This window comes from Streptomyces sp. 4F14 (genome assembly GCF_048159485.1).
In the GTDB taxonomy this organism is placed as follows: Bacteria; Actinomycetota; Actinomycetes; order Streptomycetales; family Streptomycetaceae; genus Streptomyces.
The window spans coordinates 41208-57939 of sequence record NZ_JBLRVY010000033.1 but is presented as its reverse complement, the minus strand read 5'-3'; the positions used below and the strand labels follow the sequence as shown (position 1 = coordinate 57939).

Below are 16732 nucleotides of genomic sequence, written 5' to 3'. Positions count from 1 at the left end.
AGCCGCCTTCTCCGTCAGGCCGCGTGCTCGTGCTCGCAGGCGTCGTCGATACCCTGGGTCGCCCACAGGGGGAACGGGTCGTCGTCGACGGTCTCACCCGGTGCCAGAAGGCAGGCGGACAGGGCCTGTTGGAGTTCCTCGGCCTTCAACTTCGTGCCGATGAAGACCAGTTCCTGCGCGTACGGAGCCTCCTCGTCGCGGGCCGCCGAGGGCTCGAAGCGGGCGACCGACCCCGCCTGTGACCACAGGCCCGTGACATGGGGGCGGGTGGAGAGGGTGAAGAAGCCCTTCGAGCGCAGGATCTTGCCGTAGCACCCACTGTCCAGGTGCGCGGTGACGAACGTCCACAACCGGCCCGGGTGGAAGGGGAGTCCGGAGCGGAACACGGTCGACGAGATGCCGTACTCCTCCGTCTCCGGGACGTGGTCGCCGTTCAGCTCCCGTACCCAGCCCGGCGCCTGCTGGGCCCGCTCCAGATCGAAGCGGCCCGTGTCCAGGACCTCGCGGAGCGGTACGCGGCTCCGCGTCGCCGTGACGATCCGGGCCGTCGGGTTGAGGCGGGTGAGCGTCGCGTGGAGGTGGTCGGCCGTGGGGGCGTCGACCAGGTCCAGCTTGTTCAGCACGATGACGTCCGCGAACTCGACCTGGTCCACGAGCAGGTCGCTGACCGTGCGCTCGTCGTCCTCGAAGGGGGCGAGGCCCCGCTCGGCGAGCTCGTCGCCGGTGTCCAGTTCGGTGAGGAAGTTCGCCGCGTCGACGACCGTGACCATCGTGTCGAGGCGGGCCACGTCGCCGAGGGTGGCGCCGTCGTCCCGCGCGAACGCGAAGGTCGCGGCGACCGGGAGGGGTTCCGAAATGCCGCTGGATTCGATCAGAAGGTGATCGAAACGGCCCTCCCGCGCGAGGCGGTCCACTTCTTCCAGGAGGTCGTCCCGCAGGGTGCAGCAGATGCAGCCGTTCGTCATCTCGACGAGGCGTTCCTCCGTGCGCGAGAGAGCCGCATCGCCGCCCCTGACCAGAGCCGCGTCGATGTTCACCTCGCTCATGTCGTTCACGATCACCGCGACCCTGAGGCCGTCGCGGTTGTTCAGGACGTGGTTGAGGAGGGTGGTCTTTCCCGCGCCGAGGAACCCGGAGAGAACGGTCACCGGGAGGCGGTCGTGTCGCGTCACGGTCAGCCTTCGGGGTGCAGGAGGCCGCGCTCGTACGCCTTGACGAGGTTCTGGGGTACGAGGTGCTGGACGCCGTCGATCGTGACGGGGACCAGGGCGGGGACGGTCGCCTTCCACTGGGCGCGGCGGTGGCGGGTGTTGCTGCGGGACATCTTGCGCTTGGGGACGGCCATGGGGGGCTCCTTGAGGCGGGGTGCTGTTGCCGAGGAGGTTAGCTGAAAATGGTTCCCATTAACAATTGGGGTGAGGGTCGTTGTCAGTGGTGCCTCCTACTGTTGATCCCGTGACCGACAGCCGACCCCTCGCCGTCTTCGACCTCGACAACACCCTCGCCGACACGGCCCACCGCCAACGGTTCCTCCAGGGCGCCCGCCGCGACTGGGCCGGGTTCTTCGCCGCCGCCCCCGAGGATCCGCCGATCCCCGAAGGGGTCGCGCTCGCCGTGTCCAGCGCCGAGGAGTGCGAGGTCGTCTACCTCACCGGACGGCCCGAGCGGTGCCGGCGCGACACCCTCGCGTGGCTCGAACACCACGGGCTGCCCGAGGGCCGCGTCTTCATGCGCCGCAACGACGACCGGCGCCCGGCACGGCAGACCAAGCTGGAGGTGCTGCGCAGACTCGCCCGGCGCGGCGAGGTCCGCGTCCTGGTCGACGACGACGAACTGGTGTGCGCGGACGCGGAGAAGGCCGGGTTCCGGGTGGTGCTGGCCCGGTGGACGGCGCCGTCGGAGGCGCTGCGGGAGGCACAGGAGGGGGAGGGGCGGACGTGATCGGGACCGGGGGAGGGGAGGGGGCGTTCACCGGCCGCCTTCGGAACGACCGCGCCAGGGGAGTTGACGTACCCGACCGGCGTCCCGATGGCCGCGAGGGCAGACCGGACTGACCTCGGGACTGCCCTTCCCGCCCTTCCCGCGCGGTGGTCCCCCGGGGCACAGTGGCGGGGCAAGAGCCCTCGTCCGAACGGATCCTGCATGCGCCGCACCACCGAGCACCGACGGTCCCGCGAACAGACCGAGTCGCGCGGCCCCGACCGCGTGTCCCCGGCGGCGGGCTCGCCGGGTGCCCTCCAGGGCGTCATCGGGAACGCGGCCGTCTCCCGCATGATCGCCCGCGAGCGCGCCGTACCGGACGGCGGCGCCGACGCCGTACGCGAGGCCGCGCGGACCGCCTCACGCGGGGGCCGGCCGTTGCCGGGCGGGATGCGGGCGTCCATGGAGAGCGCGTTCGGGACCAGCCTCGGGCACGTCCGGGTCTCCGTGGACGAGGGGGCCGCCGCGAGTATTGATGCCAAGGCGTACACCGTCGGCAACAACATCGTCGTCCAGAACGCGAGCGTGCTGCGGGACACCGAGACGATGGCCCACGAGATCCACCACACCACGCAGCGCGGAGCACCGGGCGGGCTCAGTGATCCGGACGGGAAGTGGGAGCGGGAGGCGTCCGACGTGGGGGCGCGGGTGGCCCGGGGCCAGAGCGTCCAGCGGTGTGAGGCCGATGGGGAGGAGCACGGGGACGAGGAGGCGGTGCAGCGGCGGGTGGGGTTCGAGTTCGAGTCGCGGTGGCGGGTGCGGGACCACAACGACCTGACGGACCAGGACGAGCAGAACCACCGGACCGCGGTCGCGGAGCGGGACGCCGTCATCGACGCGAGGATCCTGGGGAGGATGGCCGACCGGAAGCAGACCAGCGAACTTCGGGACCCGGCCGAACAGGACCCGTCGGGGCCGGACCTGTTCGCCAAATGGCTCACGCCTCTGCCCGGGGACGGCCCTCAGCAGTTCCAGCTCACCGACGAGGGCCGTGCGCGGATCGAGCGAGCCAGGCGGGAGAACCCCGACGGGTACAAGAGGCAGGCGGACAGCTTCGTTCCCTCACTGCTCCACAACAACCAGATCTCGGAGCCCCCTCTCCGGGGCCGTGACATCCCCAAGATGGGCACCCTCGGCAGCGGCACCGACTACCGGCTCACCTCGGACGCCAGCCCGACGGGCGGCGCGGCTCTGGAGTGGGTGACCGATCCGCTCTCCACGAAGGCTCAGCTCCTCCAGGTGATGGGGGAGATCACCGCCCTGTCGACCGCCCTGGACCAGCGGAAGGGCCGGGAGTCCTTCCCGCTCGGCGAGATCGATCGCGGCAGTTTCACGGCTCTTGCCGGGATGACGGTGTTCCCGGAGGGGACTCCGCTCCTCTACGAACCGCAGATGACCGGCGGGTTCAAGCTGAGCGAGCTGCCCCGGCTGGTGGAGTACCTCGAAGTGCCGGACAAGGCTCCCGGGCTCCTAGGACGCTCGGCCCACGAACAGCGCAAGGACGCCAAGAAGGACCTGCACCGGGACCCCGTCACCCCGATCGACACCATCCGCCAAAAAGCCGAGGAACTGGCCGGGGCACTTCCCCCGGAGGCCGTCCGGGACGAGCCGACGGACGGGTTGGTCGGTCTGATCACCCTGGTCGGCAGCTATCTCTCGTACGGCTCCGCCCTGGGGGTCAATCCGAACTCGAAGTCGATCGCGGGCGGTCTGATGTCCCGCACCTCCTTCTCCCACAACTTCACGCTGCTGCCCCTCGGGCTGCGGATGTATTTCCGTGACGACCCGAGCAGATTCGCCGCGTTCGCTCTCGAAGCGGTCGGACTCCCGCAGGACGGGAGCGAGTTCCTGTACAACGAGCCCGTCGAGCACGGGGACGCCGGCCACCGCGAGAAGAGGCAGATTCCGTTGACCCGCGCCGAATGGCTGAAGGGCATACCGGTCGGCAAGGATCTGCTGCGCAACTTCAAGCACCTGACCGAAGAGGAGAAGAACCAGGTCGGCGATGCCCGCAGGGACGACTGGAAGTTCATCCACGGCTCCCTCGGCGCGCTGGGCGTGGTGGACGACAAGGTGGGCAAGACGGGTAAGGAGACGGTCGCCCTGGTCGCCGAGTTGCGCCGGATGAGGCAGCGCGTGCCCACCGCGGAGCTTCAGCCCATCGCTGTCGCCGCCTTCGACCTGGTCCAGCGTCTCAACGAGGGGAAGTCCCCGCAGTACAAGAAGAAGTGACGGCCCCCGGCCGGGTTCAGCCCTCCTCCTCCAGCCGGAACCCGACCTTCAGCCCCACCTGCCAGTGCGCCACCTCCCCGTTCTCGACCTGCCCCCTGACCTGCGTGACCTCGAACCAGTCGAGGTTGCGCAGGGTCTGGGAGGCGCGGGCGATGCCGTTGCGGACGGCCTGGTCCACGCTCTCGGGGGAGGTGCCGACGATCTCGGTTACCCGGTATGTGTGGTTCGACATACGTCCACCGTGCCTCACGCCGACCGTCGGCGCGAGGCGTGGGCGGCGGTCAGCGGGCGGTGGACAGGGAGAGGGCGAAGCGGCCCGCCGCGTCGGTCCACCAGTGCGTGAGGTCGAGCCCGGCGGCGGCCAGTTCCGCCTTGATGCCCTCGGCCCGGAACTTCGCGGAGACCTCCGTACGCAGTTCCTCGCCCGCCGCGAAGTCCACGGCCAGGTCGAGCGCCGGGACCTTGACCGTCTGGGCGGTCCGGGAGCGCAGCCGCATCTCGATCCACTCGTGGCCCGCGTCCCAGAGGGCGACGTGGTCGAACGCGTCCGGGTGGAAGTCGGCGCCGAGTTCCCGGTTGACGACGCTGAGGACGTTCTTGTTGAACGCGGCGGTCACCCCGGCGGAGTCGTCGTACGCCCGGACCAGCGTCGTTTCGTCCTTGACCAGGTCCGTACCGAGGAGAAACGTGTCACCGGGGGTGAGGAGCGCGCGGACGGCCGCGAGGAACGCGGTGCGCTCCGCGGGGACGAGGTTGCCGATCGTGCCGCCCAGGAACGCGAGGAGCCTCGGGCCGGGGGTGTCCGGGAGCCGCAGGCCCGTGGTGAAGTCCGAGATCAGCGCGTGGATGGTCAGACCGGGATGCTCCGCGAGGAGAGCCTCCCCGGCCTGGGTGAGGGCGCTCTCGCTGACGTCCACCGGGACGTACGTGTCCAGGGCCCCGAGCTCCGCCAGCAGGTGCCGGGTCTTGTCGGAGGAGCCCGAGCCCAGCTCGACCAGCGTGCGGGCACCCGACGCCCCGGCGATCTCGGGGGCCCGGGTCAGGAGGATCTCGCGTTCCGCACGGGTCGGGTAGTACTCGGGCAACTCCGTGATCCGGTCGAAGAGTTCGCTGCCGCGCGCGTCGTAGAACCACTTCGGCGGGAGCCACTTGGGGTTCGCGGTCAGTCCGCGCAGGACATCGGCGCGCAGGGCCGCGTCGGTGGCACCCTCGGGCAGGGTGCGGGTGAGACGGAACGGGCTCACGGACGGGGCTCCTTCGGTGCGGAGAGGTCCTTGATCGGGGTGAGCAGGACCTCGGTGCGGGTCGCGGTGAGGAGGGTGGCGTCGGGGACCTCCTGCCAGGCGGGGTCGGTGTCGTAGGGCTCGGACGCGACGACCGCGCCGCGGCCGGGGTCGAGGAGATACCAGAGGCTGTCGCCCCAGGCGGTCGCCGCGATCGACGTGCCGTCCGTGACGAGGAGGTTGAGACGGGAGGAGGGGGCGGCTTCGGCGATCTCGATGACGGCGCCGGCCAGCGCGTCACCGAGCGACCCGGCCCCCGCACCCGCTCTCGTCCGCGTGAGCCGCGCCAGCACCAGTGCCCACACGAACGCCGAGTCCGTGCGGGCCTCCAGGGACAGCAGGTCCGCTGCTGGAAGGGTCGCCGCCAGGGGGGCCATGCTGTGCGGCCAGTTCTTCACCGCCCCGTTGTGGCTGAACAGCCACCTGCCCGAGGCGAAGGGCGCCGCCGCCGCTTCTCCGTCGGCGCCCGGGAGGGTCGCGTCGCGGACGGCGGCGAGGAGGGTGCGGGTGTGGATCACGCGGGCGAGGTCGGGGAAGGTGAGGTCGGCCCAGATCGGGCCGGTGCGGCGGTAGCGGGCGGGGACGGGGTCGTCGTCCGCGTACCAACCGACCCCGAAGCCATCGGCGTTGACCGTCCCGGAGCGCTGGTGCTCGGGTGCCCAGGACTGGTGTACCAGGCTGTGCGCGGGGGCGGACAGGAGCTGCCCCAGCGGCAACGGGTCGCCCACGTAGGCGAGGTGACGGCACATCAGACCGCCTCCGAGCGGGCCGTACGGAAGCCGGAGAAGATCTGGCGGCGGATCGGGTAGTCCCAGTTGCGGAACGTGCCCCGGCAGGCGACCTCGTCCACGGCGAAGGAACCGCCGCGCAGGATTTTGTGCTCGGGCCCGTAGAACACCTCGGAGTACTCCTTGTACGGGAACGCCCGGAACCCGGGGTAGGGCAGGAAGTCGCTCGCCGTCCACTCCCAGACGTCGCCGATCAACTGCCGTACGCCGTGCGGGGATTCGCCCGCCGGGTAGCTTCCGGCGGGGGCCGGGCGCAGGTGGCGCTGGCCGAGGTTGGCGTGCTCGGGGGAGGGGGTCGCGTCGCCCCAGGGGTAGCGGCGGGACGTGCCGGTCGCCGGGTCGTGGCGGGCGGCCTTCTCCCACTCCGCCTCCGTCGGCAGCCGGCGTCCGGCCCAGCGGGCGTACGCGTCGGCCTCGTACCAGCAGACGTGCACGACAGGCTCGTCCGGCGGGACCACCTCCGTGACGCCGAAGCGGCGGCGCAGCCACTGGCCGCCGTCGTTCTGCCAGAACTGGGGTGCGCGGATGGCGTGTTGGCGGATATGCGTCCAGCCGGCCGGGTGCCACCAGCGGGGCTCGTCGTAGCCGCCGTCCTCGATGAAGCGGAGGTAGGCGCCGTTGGTGACGGGCGTGGTGTCGAGGTGGAAGGCGGCCACCTCGCGGCGGTGCGCGGGGCGTTCGTTGTCCAGCGCCCACGGTTCGGAGTCCGTGCCCATCGTGAACTCGCCGCCGGGGATGAGGACTTCGGCCGGACCGGTGAACGCGGTGGCCGGGCCGGGGTCCGGGGCGGTGAGGACCTGGGGGCCCTTGCGGAGCTGATGGGTGATCAACATGGTTTCGTCGTGCTGCTGTTCGTGCTGCGCGATCATCCCGAAGGCGAACCCGGCCTCCGTCAGCCGCGTGCCGTGGAAGTCCGTCTTCTCCAGCAGGTCCAGGACTCTGCCCCGGACTTCGGCCGCGTACGCCCGTGCCTCGGCGGGCGGCAGCAGCGGCAGCGTGGGGCGTTCCGAGCGGGGGTGCTCGAACGCGTCGTAGAGGCTGTCGATCTCCGGCCGCATCGGATCGCCGCCGCCCACCGCGCGCAGGAGCCACAGCTCCTCCTGGTTGCCGATGTGCGCGAGGTCCCAAACCAGCGGGGACATCAGCGGGGAGTGCTGGGCGGTCAGGTCGGGGTCCTCGACGCAGGAGGTGAGGAGGGTGGTGCGGGCGCGGGCCGTGGTCAGGGTCTCCAGCGCCCGCCGCCGCAGGGACTCGGGGTCGGCGGAGGACTCGGTGGGTGCGGTCATCGGGTGATCTCCTCGCCGTGCAGACGCTCTTCGTACGCATCGCTCTCGTGCGGGCCGCCTTCGCGCAGGCTGTCCAGCAGGTCGTCCGCCGGGCAGCGGCCCGGGACGACGTAGCGGTCGTGGTAGGCGGTCACCGCGTCGATGACCTGCGGGGTCGCGCCCAGGCGCGGCAGGGCCTCCAGGGCCGCCGCGAAGCACGCCCGCGCGATGTCGTGCAGCTCCGGGTCGGCGAGGGCCTCGCGGGCCGCCGTCAGCCACAGTGGGTTGTGCGGCGCGGGGAGCCCCTGGGTGCGTTCCGCCAGCGGCTTCACCGCGCGGTAGGCGCGCTCGGCGGCCTCCGGGTCGTCGAACAGGGCCGTCGCCACCGCCAGCGGGACGATCCAGCCGTCCTCGCCGGGCTGCGCGTCGATCATCCGCAGCTCCAGGTGCCCGCGCGGGCGCACCGGCGGGAACAGGGTCGAGATGTGGTAGTCGAGGTCCGCGCGGGTCGGGACGCCGGTGCGCGTCCACTCCCGGAACGTCAGGCCCTCCGGCACGTCCCACGGCCCGCTGTCGCGCCGTACGCACATCACCGGCGCGTCCAGGACCAGCCGCGACCACGCCTCACGCGGTGCGCGCGCCAGATCGGGGCCGCCCGCGCGGCCCGTACCGATCTCCATCCACAGCAACTGCCGCGTCGAACGCCAGCCGGTCGGCTCCGCGCCGAGCAGCGGGGAGTTCGCGAACGCGGCGACCAGGACGGCGCCCAGGTGATGCGCCAGCCACCAGCGCCGGCCGTGCCCCAAAGGACCCGGCTCCTCGAACCCGGCGTCCAGGCACACCTGCACCGACGCCGAGGTGCACATCATCGCCCGCCCCGCCGGGCCCGTCCGGTCGAGGCACGCCTCCATCGCGTCGTACCTCGGCTCGCGCAGATAGCGCCGGGGGCCGTGCCAGGGGTCGGTGCCGATACCGGCGAGCGCCAGGCCGAGAGGGGCCAGCGCGGTGCGTACGGCGGTGAGGTCCGCCGAGACCGTGTCCACGCACTCCGTCAAGGAGGTGGCGGGGCGGGAGCTGAGCTCCAGCTGTCCGCCGGGTTCCACGGTGAGCGCGGAGTCCAGCGGGATCGTGCGCAGGGCCTCGTAGGCCGTCTCCAGTCGGTCGAGGGCCACCGGGCGGCGGGGTTCGGCCAGCTCGTGGACCAGCCACTCGACCTCCACGCCGACCGTCCGGGGCGGGCCGGTCTTGAAGCAGATGCCCCTGACCAGGGCCTCCACCTCGGCCTCCGTGACGGCCGTACGGGTGTTCGTACAGTCGCCGCCGTCACTCACAGAGTCGGACATTCGGGATCCTCCTGAGGTTCCACCATGCCACCGGTCCGGCTCGGACGGATGTCCGGCCGGGGATCACTCGTCCCACCCAAAACCCTCGGCGCGGATCCCACAAGGGGGCGAAGCGGGATGTACCGGCTTTCGTTCCCAGGGGTTCCGCCGGGCTTCGCGTGGCTGTCCCCGGGTGCGGGAAATTCCGTTGCGGGGGCCCTCTCGGGTCGCGGACGATGACTGCATGAGCACGACAGGGGAGGGTGTCGCGGTCATGGCGTCCACGGGGGTGGCGCCATGAGCGCGCGGCTCAGGGGCATCGCCAAGGAGACGGTCGAGATCGTCTCCGCCGGGGGCTACCGGGGGGTGTCCTTCGGTACGGCCGTCGAGGCGGCGCGCACGGGTACGCGGATGCTGGGGCCGGAGGCCGTCGCCTGTACGCCGGTCCCTGTGGCCGGCACGGTCATCGAAGTCACCGGCGAGAGCAGCCTCGAAGCGGCCCGACGGCTCGCGGACCAGCCTGTCGCCGTCCTGAATTTCGCCTCCGCCCGCAATCCCGGCGGGGGTTTCCTCAACGGGGCTCAGGCACAGGAAGAGGCATTGTGCCGGGCGTCCGCGCTTTACGCGTGTCTGCTGGAGGCGCCTGATTTCTACGCCTATCACCGGGCCCATCGCGACCCCTTCTACACCGACCGCGTCATTCATTCACCGGGTGTCCCGGTATTCCGGGACGACCGGGGGCGGCTGCTCGACGATTTCTATTACGCCGGATTCCTGACCGCCGCCGCGCCCAACGCCGGGGTCATTCGACGGACCTTGCCCGAGCGGGTCGGTGAGGTGCCGGGAGCGTTGGAGGGGCGCGCTGAACGGGTGCTGGAGAGCGCGGTCGCCTTCGGATATCGGCGGGTGGTGCTGGGGGCCTGGGGGTGCGGGGTCTTCCAGAACGAGCCTGAGCAGGTGGCGGGGGCTTTCCGGGATCTGCTGGGGGAGGGCGGCCGGTTTTCCGGGGTGTTCGAGAAGGTGGTTTTCGGGGTGCTGGACCGGACGCCGGGTGCGGTGATTCGGGGGGCTTTCTCCGAGACGTTCGCTTAGCCGCCCGGGCATGTGAAAAGGGCCGCTTTCACGGCCCTGTGCCTTTACGTCCAGCCGTACCGCTCGTGCAGCCGCTGCCGTACGAGGTTGAAGCGGCCCCGGTCCAGCGCGCACGCCTCGCGTCGCATGCCGTCCTCGTGGAGGCGCAGCACCCTGTCGACGTCCACCCAGGAGTCGCGGCCCGACTTGTCCCAGGGGCCGTTGCCGATCGGGACCCATTCGCGGTCGGCGTCGTGGCGTTTGCTGGAGAGCTGGACCGCGAGGAGGGTGCCCCTGGGTTCGCGGGCCACGACCAGGACCGGGCGGTCCTTGCCCCGGCCGTCGTTCTCTTCAAAGGGGACCCAGGTCCAGACGATCTCCCCGGGGTCGGGGTCGCCGTCGTGCTCGGGCGCGTACTCGGTGCGGACCCGGCCGACCTCGCGGGGGTCGGCCTCGGTGGTCGCGGTGGGGCCGAAGCGGCCCGGGACGTCGTCATCGGTGAACGTACTCACGACACGCACCCTAGGGCCTGCCGACGGGGTCCTCTCCGCCGGGCCTCGCCGTCAGAGCCAGGTCGTCGCAGGCCAGATGGTCGCGGCGGCGGTGACGAAGAGGGCGGCGTTCAGGGCGATTCGGCGGTCGCCGAGGTGCAAGTGGAGGGCGGAGGCGAGGAGTTGGAGGGCGGTGAAGCCGATCGCCGCGAGGAGGGCCAGCCAGGGGGCGACGCCGGTGAGCGGGGGTAGCAACAGGCCTGCCGTGCCCAGGAGTTCGAGGGTGCCGATGGCTCGTACGGCCGGTAGCGGGACCGTGTCCACCCAGGCCATCATCGGGCGGAGTCGTTCCTTCGTGCGGGCTGATTTGAGGGTGCCCGAGTAGAGGTAGAAGAGGGCCAGCGGGGTGGCGAGGATCCAGTACGCGATGGTCACGGGGCCCATTGCACGGCCGTACGCCCGTGCGTGTCCAAGACCCGTTCTGGCGGGGCGATACCGTCCGGGTATCGTCGCCGCATGGAGCTGCGTACGCTGCGCTATTTCGTGGCGGTCGCCGAGGAGTTGCACTTCGGGCGGGCGGCGGCCCGGCTGCACATGAGCCAGCCGCCGTTGAGCCGGGCGATCAGACACCTGGAGGCGGACGTCGGTGCCGTGCTGTTCGAGCGGTCCCCGGTCGCGCTCACCGGGGCGGGGGCGGTGCTGCTCGACGAGGCGCGGGATCTGTTGGGGCGGGCCGAGCGGGCGCGGGTGCGGGTGGCAACCGCCGCCGGGGCGGCCGTACTTGTCGTCGGGCTGCTGGGGGACAGTGCGGATCCTCGGGTGACGCGGCTGGCCCGTGTCCACCGTGAGCGGTATCCGCACGTCGAGGTGCGGGTCCGGGAGACCGGCCTCGCGGATCCGACGTGCGGGCTGCATGCCGGGAGTGTCGATGTCGCGCTCACGCGGGGGCCGTTCGACGAAACGGGGCTGGTGGTACGGGAGTTGAGGGCCGACCCGGTCGGTGTGCTGCTGCGGGCCGACGATCCGCTCGCCGGGCGGGAGAGTCTCACGCCGGGGGAGCTGGCCGGGCGGCGCTGGTTCCGGTTCCCTCAAGGGACCGACCCTCGCTGGCAGTTGTACTGGAGCGCCGGGGAACCCCGGGAGGGGCCGGTGGTGCGGGCCGTGCAGGAATGCCGGCAGGCCGTGCTGTGGAACGGGACCGTCGGGATGACACCCCTCGGGCACGAGCCGGGGGAGGGGCTGGTGGTGGTGCCGTTGCGGGAGGTGCCGTCGAGTCCGGTGGTGGTGGCGTGGAGGGAGGGGGACGACAACCCGTTGATCAGGTCGTTCGTGCGGGTCGCGGGGGTTGTTCACCGGGAGTGAGGGTGCGGCTGGTGGTGGGGGTGGCGTACGAGGGCGAGGCGGGCGGTGGAGGAAGGCGAACGCGGGTGTGGCGTACGGGAGTCGAGGCGAACCCTGCGCGGGGCTCGCCTCAACTCCCGTACCGCGTCTACTCCTTGTCGACCGCGACCTTCTGGGCCACGGGAGTTGTCCCCGGAGTCGCTGCCGCAGGCACCGCCGGGGCCGCTGCCGGGCTCACGGCCGAAGGAGCCGCCGCCTTGTGCGCGCCCCCGCTCCCGTTCGCTCCCACCACTTCCCCGTTCGGGTTCATCGACGCCAGCAACTGCCGCGCGAGCCCCAGCCCGGTCCCGCCCATCGTGAGCGCCTTCGCGAACAACTCGCCCATCCCGTCGGCCCCGTTGAGCAACACCATGTTGTCGACGTTGCCGAACGCGGACGCCCCCGCCTGGACGATCTCCGGCCACTTCTCGGCGAGTTGCTGCGCGACGACCGCCTCCTGGTTCTCGGCGAGCGCGGCGGCCCGCGCCTTGATCGCCTCGGCCTCGGCGAGCCCCTGCGCACGGGTCGCCTCCGCCGCCGCGAGCCCCTTCGCCTGGGCGGCGGCGGCCTCGGCCTCACCGGTCGCCCGGGTCGCGGCGGCCGACGCGGAGCCGCGTGTCTTGGTGGCCTCCGCCTCCGCGCCGGCGGCCTGCTTGACCCTGGACGCCTCGGCCGCGGCGGCGAGTTCGGTCTCCTTCGCCTTGGCCTGCGCCGCCGAGATCCGCGCGTCGCGCTCGGCCTCGGCGAGGGTGCGCTTCTCGTACGCCATCGCGTCGGCGGGCTTGCGGACGTCCGCCTGGAGCTGCTGTTCGCGCCGGTGTGCCTCCAGTTCGGCGACGCGGGTCTCCTGGACGACGACCTCCTGCCGGGCGCCCGCCTCCGCAAGTGGCCCCGCCTGACGGGCCTTTGCCGCCGCGTGGTCGCGCTCGGCCTGGTAACCGGCCTGGAGGATCTCGCTGTCGCGCGTCGCCTCCGACATGCGCGCCGCCGCCTGCTGCTCCGCCTCGGTGGCCAGCCGGTTGGCCTCCGCCTGGGCGATGCGCGCGTCGCGCTGGACGGCCGCCGCGTGCGGCATCGCGAGGTTCTGGATGTAGCCGGTGGGGTCCTCGATCTCGTGGATCTGCAACGAGTCGACGATCAGCCCGAGCTTCTCCATCTCCGTCCCGCACGCCGCCCGGGTCTGCCCGGTCAGCTTCTCCCGGTCGCGGATCATGTCCTCGACCGTCAACCCGCCCACGATGGACCGCAGATGACCGGCGAACACGTTGTGCACGCGCTCGGACATCAGCCGCTGCTGGTCCAGGAAGCGGCGGGCCGCGTTCGCGATCGACACGAAGTCGTCACCCACCTTGAAGATGACAACTCCCCGCACCTTCAGCGGAATCCCCTGGTGCGTGACGCAATCCACCTGCAACTCGGTCTCGTTGAGGTCCAGCGACAGCTTCCGCACCGCCTGCACGCCCGGCATCACCAGCGTGCCGCGCCCCGTGACGATCCGGAACCCCATGCCCTCTTCGAGGCCCTCGGTCCGGTGGTTCGAACCCGAGATGACCAGCGCCTCGTTGGGTTCCGCCACCCGCCACATCATCTTGAACAGACCGATCACGGCGAGCGCGGCGAGAACCGCCACACCCGCAACGACGCCGATGACCATCGGCATACGCCCCCTTTGAATGGTGCCCCGGCGCCGAACGAACTTTCGGCACCGGACGAAAGGGAGTGTGCGCCCGCGCGAGCCCCAGGAGAAGACGCCGCCCGATCCTTGTCACAACCTTGACGAATACGGCTCTCACCTGGGACTTCGTACGCTCAACTGTCGTACGCGGCCGTGACGTACACGGTCCTCGGCGGCAGATGCTCCACCACCATCACCACCGTCCCCCGCTCGAACCGCTCCCCGCTGTTCGCCGGATACGCGAGGAAGTGCTCGGCACCGCCCCGCACCCGGACGATGACCTCCCCGACGAGCCCGGGCCCGATCACTCCGGTGACCCGCCCCATGAGCCCGACCATCGACGCGTCGTCCATGTTCACAGGTTAGGCCAACGTCCAACCCATTGACGTGTCTCATTCACGCCCCTACCTTCTGATCGACTTTCCGAACCTTGTTCGGGATGTCGAACCCCCATCGTGTCAGGGAGAGCCGCCATGACCGCACAGAACCGTCCCCCCACGCAGTCCCCCACGCCGTCCCGCCGCAGCCTGCTGCGCGCGCTCGCGATCGTCCCCGCCGCAGCGCTCGTCCTCGGTGAGGCGCCCGGCCTGCTGGGGAGCGCGCTGGCCGCCGCGCCCGCCAGTGGGTCCGCGACCCGGTACACCATCGTCCCGTTCCTCAACAGCAACGACGGGACGGTGAACGTCTACACGTCCGACGACGGCACCGACTTCCGGCTCGCGAAGTCGACCGCGTACACGCCGCCGAGCAACCGCATCCGCGACGCGAGTGTCTTCAAGCACACGGACGGCTACTACTACCTCACGTACACCACGCACACCTGGCAGGACGTCAGCACGACGATCGGGTTCGCGCGCAGCTCCGACCGGCTCAACTGGACGTTCCTGTACGACTACACGGTCCCGATCGCCAACCTGTCCCGGGCCTGGGCGCCGGAATGGTTCGTCGACAGCGACGGCAGTGTCAACGTCATCGTCTCCTGCTCGCTCACCAGCGACGAGTGGATCTTCACGCCGTACCGCCTGAGAGCCACGAACTCGGCGCTGACCGCGTGGAGTTCACCGGTCGCCCTGTCCGGCGTCGGCGCCAACCACATCGACACGTACATCGTGAAGATCGGCTCGACGTACCACGCGTTCACGAAGAACGAGACGTCCAAGTACATCGAGTACGCCACCGCGACCTCCCTCAACGGCCCCTACACCATCTCCAGGACCGGCGACTGGGCCGGCTGGGGCAGCTACCGCGAGGGCCCCTCCGTCATCCAGCTCGACAACGGCGCCTGGCGGATCTACTTCGACGGCTACGGCGACGGGAACTACTACTACAGCGACAGCTACGACACCTTCGCGACCTGGTCCGCGCCGAAGGCCCTGCCCGCGATCTCCGGTACGGCCCGCCACTTCACGGTCATCAAGGAGACCGTCTCCGGCGGTCCGGCGATCACGAAGAACGCGACGCGGTCCTTCCAGTCCGCCAACTTCCCGACCCGGTACTGGGAGCAGCAGTCCTCCCTGCTCAACCTCCCCGTCATCAGCAGCTCCAGCGCCGCCGCCGACAAACAGGCGGCGACCTTCACGGTCGTCGCAGGTCTCGCCGACTCGGGCGGCTACTCCTTCCGCGACGCCGCCGGGAACTACCTGCGCCACTGGGACTTCCGCGGCCGGTTCGACGCGAACGACGGGACCTCCACCTTCGCCCGCGACGCCACGTTCATCGCCCGTACCGGCTCCGCCTCGAACGCCGTCCGCTTCGAGTCGTACAACTACCCCGGCTACTACCTGCGCCACTACAACTACCAGCTCCGCGTGGAACCGACGAACGGCACGGACCTCTTCCGGCAGGACAGCTCGTTCGTGCCGGTGACGGCCTGGGCCTGACCTGCACGTGGGGGAGTTCCCGGCCTGGTGTGCAGTCACTGTGCAGCAGGCCGGGGGCGTCCCCGGACGGATGGCGCCGGTGGGGAAACGTACTGGCGCGGCCGGTTCGGGCTGCCTAGGGTTGCCCGGTGGAAGATCGCGAACTGATGGCCGGCGGAATCAACCAGGTCGTCCGGGAGGGGAATCGCGTCAGACGCCCCGCGGGCCCGTGGAGTGTGACCGTGCAGCGGTTGCTCGCCCATCTGGCCGAGGTGGGGTTCACCGGGGCGCCGCGACCGCACGGGCTGAGCGAGAACGGTGACGAGGAGGTCGTCGAGTTCCTGCCGGGCGAGGTCGGGCACGATTTCGACGCGCCGCAGGTGCGCAGTGACGCGTCCCTCGTCGCCGTGGCGCGGCTGCTGCGGGAGTTCCACAACGCCTCGGCGGGCTTCGTGCAGCGGCCGGAGGACGTGTGGCAGTTTCCGCCCCGGGAGCCCGCGGAGGTGATCTGCCACGGTGACGCGGCCACGTACAACACGGTCTTCCGCGACCGACTGCCCGTCGCCTTCATCGACTTCGACACCGCCCATCCGGGGCCACGGCTGTGGGACGTGGCGTACACCGCGTACCGTTTCGTGCCGCTGTACGCGCCGGATGCGGCCGAGCCCACGCTGCCGGTTCCCGAAGCCATGCGTCGGTCGAGGCTGTTCGCCGACGCGTACGGGCTGTCCGAGCAGGAGCGGGCCGCGCTTCCCGCCGTCGCGGGTGCGCGGCTGCGGGCGCTGGTGGAGTGGATGTACGCGGAGGCGGCGGCGGGTCATCCCACTGTGCGGCGGCATGTCGCCGAGGGGCACGATCAGCGGTATCTGACGGACGCCCGGTGGATCGAGACCACCTTCGGGGCGCCGAACTAGCCTCCCTGCCCCCGCCTCGCCTCACACGGTCGCGAGCGATACCTCTGTCGACTTGAACAGTGCGGTGACCGCGGAGCCCTCCGCCAGGCCGAGGTCGGTGACCGCGTCCTTGGTGATCGCGGCGGTCAGCTCGGCGCCGTCGACCGCGACCCGGACCGAGGCCATCGCGGCGCCCGTCGCGACCTCGCGCACGGTGCCGGTGAGCCGGTTGCGGATGGACAGGCCCTCGACCGGGCCGGTGGCCAGCGCCACCTCGGTCGCCTTGACCAGGGTGCGCACGGTGGAGCCCTCGGCGAGGCCGAGGTCCTTCACCGCGTCGAGGGTGATGGCGGCGGTGACGTCCTGGCCGCCGTCGAGGTGGACCTTGACCGTGGCCATGACCTCCCCGGGGGTGACGGCCGTGACGGTGCCGGGAAGCTGGTTGCGGATGCTCAGGTTCATGGGGGGACGCCTCGGATGGTTCGGGGTGTTT

General features: G+C 71.1%; 18 protein-coding genes. 6 read left to right on the top strand and 12 right to left on the bottom strand.

Annotation, left to right across the window (positions count from 1 at the left end):
- Positions 1-14: 14 nt before the first annotated feature.
- Positions 15-1172: a GTP-binding protein gene (locus tag ACLZOT_RS40480; RefSeq protein WP_416974194.1), complete on the bottom strand. Its 1158-nt coding sequence runs from the start codon at positions 1170-1172 to the stop codon at positions 15-17.
- Positions 1173-1174: 2 nt separating this feature from the next.
- The gene (rpmF, locus tag ACLZOT_RS40475; RefSeq protein WP_010359363.1) at positions 1175-1345 is read right to left on the bottom strand and encodes a 50S ribosomal protein L32; all 171 of its coding nucleotides are present in this window, start codon (positions 1343-1345) and stop codon (positions 1175-1177) included.
- A gap of 110 nt (positions 1346-1455) precedes the next feature.
- Here rpmF and ACLZOT_RS40470 point away from each other — a divergent pair, with 110 nt between their 5' ends.
- Together ACLZOT_RS40470 and ACLZOT_RS40465 are read left to right on the top strand one after the other, a co-directional pair.
- A complete protein-coding gene (locus ACLZOT_RS40470; RefSeq protein WP_416974193.1) occupies positions 1456-1941 on the top strand; it encodes a hypothetical protein in 486 nt (161 codons plus the stop codon).
- Between the two features lie 201 nt (positions 1942-2142).
- Positions 2143-4212: a DUF4157 domain-containing protein gene (locus ACLZOT_RS40465; RefSeq protein ID WP_416974192.1), complete on the top strand. Its 2070-nt coding sequence runs from the start codon at positions 2143-2145 to the stop codon at positions 4210-4212.
- Positions 4213-4228: 16 nt separating this feature from the next.
- On the opposite strand, the gene ACLZOT_RS40460 is transcribed toward ACLZOT_RS40465, so the two are convergent.
- Genes ACLZOT_RS40460 through egtA form a run of 5 tightly spaced genes read right to left on the bottom strand, consistent with a single transcriptional unit; the run spans position 4229 to position 8891 of the window.
- Positions 4229-4444: a dodecin gene (locus tag ACLZOT_RS40460; RefSeq protein WP_416974191.1), complete on the bottom strand. Its 216-nt coding sequence runs from the start codon at positions 4442-4444 to the stop codon at positions 4229-4231.
- 49 nt (positions 4445-4493) lie between these two features.
- Positions 4494-5456, bottom strand: a complete 963-nt coding sequence (egtD, locus tag ACLZOT_RS40455) for an L-histidine N(alpha)-methyltransferase (RefSeq protein ID WP_416974190.1) — start codon at positions 5454-5456, stop codon at positions 4494-4496.
- On the bottom strand, positions 5453-6244 hold the full coding sequence (egtC, locus tag ACLZOT_RS40450) for an ergothioneine biosynthesis protein EgtC (RefSeq protein WP_416974189.1): 792 nt from the start codon (positions 6242-6244) through the stop codon (positions 5453-5455). Before egtC ends, egtD begins: the two co-directional genes overlap by 4 nt.
- Positions 6244-7569, bottom strand: a complete 1326-nt coding sequence (gene egtB / locus ACLZOT_RS40445; RefSeq protein ID WP_416974188.1) for an ergothioneine biosynthesis protein EgtB — start codon at positions 7567-7569, stop codon at positions 6244-6246. The genes egtC and egtB overlap by 1 nt, the downstream gene beginning before the upstream one ends.
- Positions 7566-8891: an ergothioneine biosynthesis glutamate--cysteine ligase EgtA gene (gene egtA / locus ACLZOT_RS40440; RefSeq protein WP_416974187.1), complete on the bottom strand. Its 1326-nt coding sequence runs from the start codon at positions 8889-8891 to the stop codon at positions 7566-7568. Before egtA ends, egtB begins: the two co-directional genes overlap by 4 nt.
- Before the next feature lie 276 nt (positions 8892-9167).
- Here egtA and ACLZOT_RS40435 point away from each other — a divergent pair, with 276 nt between their 5' ends.
- Entirely contained in the window at positions 9168-9962 is a 795-nt protein-coding gene (locus ACLZOT_RS40435) for a TIGR02452 family protein (RefSeq protein WP_416974186.1), read from the top strand.
- 44 nt (positions 9963-10006) lie between these two features.
- Here ACLZOT_RS40435 and ACLZOT_RS40430 read toward each other — a convergent pair whose 3' ends face one another.
- Both ACLZOT_RS40430 and ACLZOT_RS40425 read right to left on the bottom strand, forming a co-directional pair.
- Positions 10007-10453 (bottom strand): type II toxin-antitoxin system PemK/MazF family toxin, encoded by a 447-nt coding sequence (locus ACLZOT_RS40430; protein WP_416974185.1) that lies wholly within the window; start codon positions 10451-10453, stop codon positions 10007-10009.
- Positions 10454-10504: 51 nt separating this feature from the next.
- Positions 10505-10867, bottom strand: coding sequence for a DoxX family protein (locus ACLZOT_RS40425; RefSeq protein WP_416974184.1), 363 nt, complete (start codon positions 10865-10867; stop codon positions 10505-10507).
- 81 nt (positions 10868-10948) lie between these two features.
- Here ACLZOT_RS40425 and ACLZOT_RS40420 point away from each other — a divergent pair, with 81 nt between their 5' ends.
- Positions 10949-11794: a LysR substrate-binding domain-containing protein gene (locus ACLZOT_RS40420; RefSeq protein WP_416974183.1), complete on the top strand. Its 846-nt coding sequence runs from the start codon at positions 10949-10951 to the stop codon at positions 11792-11794.
- Positions 11795-11921: 127 nt separating this feature from the next.
- Here the strand turns inward: ACLZOT_RS40420 and ACLZOT_RS40415 are convergent, their stop codons facing one another.
- Both ACLZOT_RS40415 and ACLZOT_RS40410 read right to left on the bottom strand, forming a co-directional pair.
- Positions 11922-13472 carry an SPFH domain-containing protein gene (locus tag ACLZOT_RS40415; RefSeq protein ID WP_416974182.1) on the bottom strand — a complete coding sequence of 517 codons (1551 nt, stop codon included), beginning with the start codon at positions 13470-13472 and terminating at the stop codon, positions 11922-11924.
- Between the two features lie 149 nt (positions 13473-13621).
- Positions 13622-13840 carry a hypothetical protein gene (locus ACLZOT_RS40410; protein WP_416974181.1) on the bottom strand — a complete coding sequence of 73 codons (219 nt, stop codon included), beginning with the start codon at positions 13838-13840 and terminating at the stop codon, positions 13622-13624.
- A gap of 120 nt (positions 13841-13960) precedes the next feature.
- Between ACLZOT_RS40410 and ACLZOT_RS40405 the strand changes: the two genes are divergently transcribed.
- Complete coding sequence (locus ACLZOT_RS40405; RefSeq protein ID WP_416974180.1) at positions 13961-15367, top strand: glycoside hydrolase family 43 protein; 1407 nt, start codon at positions 13961-13963, stop codon at positions 15365-15367.
- Positions 15368-15495: 128 nt separating this feature from the next.
- Positions 15496-16260, top strand: coding sequence for a phosphotransferase (locus ACLZOT_RS40400; protein ID WP_416974179.1), 765 nt, complete (start codon positions 15496-15498; stop codon positions 16258-16260).
- 21 nt (positions 16261-16281) lie between these two features.
- Here the strand turns inward: ACLZOT_RS40400 and ACLZOT_RS40395 are convergent, their stop codons facing one another.
- Positions 16282-16701, bottom strand: a complete 420-nt coding sequence (locus ACLZOT_RS40395) for a TOBE domain-containing protein (protein ID WP_416974178.1) — start codon at positions 16699-16701, stop codon at positions 16282-16284.
- Between the last annotated feature and the right edge of the window lie 31 nt (positions 16702-16732).

Excerpts from the sequence above, each read along its gene's own strand:
- rpmF (WP_010359363.1), bottom strand. The coding sequence starts at position 1,345 with ATGGCCGTCCCCAAGCGCAAGATGTCCCGCAGCAACACCCGCCACCGC.
- ACLZOT_RS40465 (WP_416974192.1), top strand. The coding sequence starts at position 2,143 with ATGCGCCGCACCACCGAGCACCGACGGTCCCGCGAACAGACCGAGTCG.
- ACLZOT_RS40460 (WP_416974191.1), bottom strand. The coding sequence starts at position 4,444 with ATGTCGAACCACACATACCGGGTAACCGAGATCGTCGGCACCTCCCCC.
- egtC (WP_416974189.1), bottom strand. The coding sequence starts at position 6,244 with ATGTGCCGTCACCTCGCCTACGTGGGCGACCCGTTGCCGCTGGGGCAG.
- egtB (WP_416974188.1), bottom strand. The coding sequence starts at position 7,569 with ATGACCGCACCCACCGAGTCCTCCGCCGACCCCGAGTCCCTGCGGCGG.
- egtA (WP_416974187.1), bottom strand. The coding sequence starts at position 8,891 with ATGTCCGACTCTGTGAGTGACGGCGGCGACTGTACGAACACCCGTACG.
- ACLZOT_RS40435 (WP_416974186.1), top strand. The coding sequence starts at position 9,168 with ATGAGCGCGCGGCTCAGGGGCATCGCCAAGGAGACGGTCGAGATCGTC.
- ACLZOT_RS40420 (WP_416974183.1), top strand. The coding sequence starts at position 10,949 with ATGGAGCTGCGTACGCTGCGCTATTTCGTGGCGGTCGCCGAGGAGTTG.
- ACLZOT_RS40415 (WP_416974182.1), bottom strand. The coding sequence starts at position 13,472 with ATGCCGATGGTCATCGGCGTCGTTGCGGGTGTGGCGGTTCTCGCCGCG.
- ACLZOT_RS40410 (WP_416974181.1), bottom strand. The coding sequence starts at position 13,840 with ATGGACGACGCGTCGATGGTCGGGCTCATGGGGCGGGTCACCGGAGTG.
- ACLZOT_RS40405 (WP_416974180.1), top strand. The coding sequence starts at position 13,961 with ATGACCGCACAGAACCGTCCCCCCACGCAGTCCCCCACGCCGTCCCGC.
- ACLZOT_RS40395 (WP_416974178.1), bottom strand. The coding sequence starts at position 16,701 with ATGAACCTGAGCATCCGCAACCAGCTTCCCGGCACCGTCACGGCCGTC.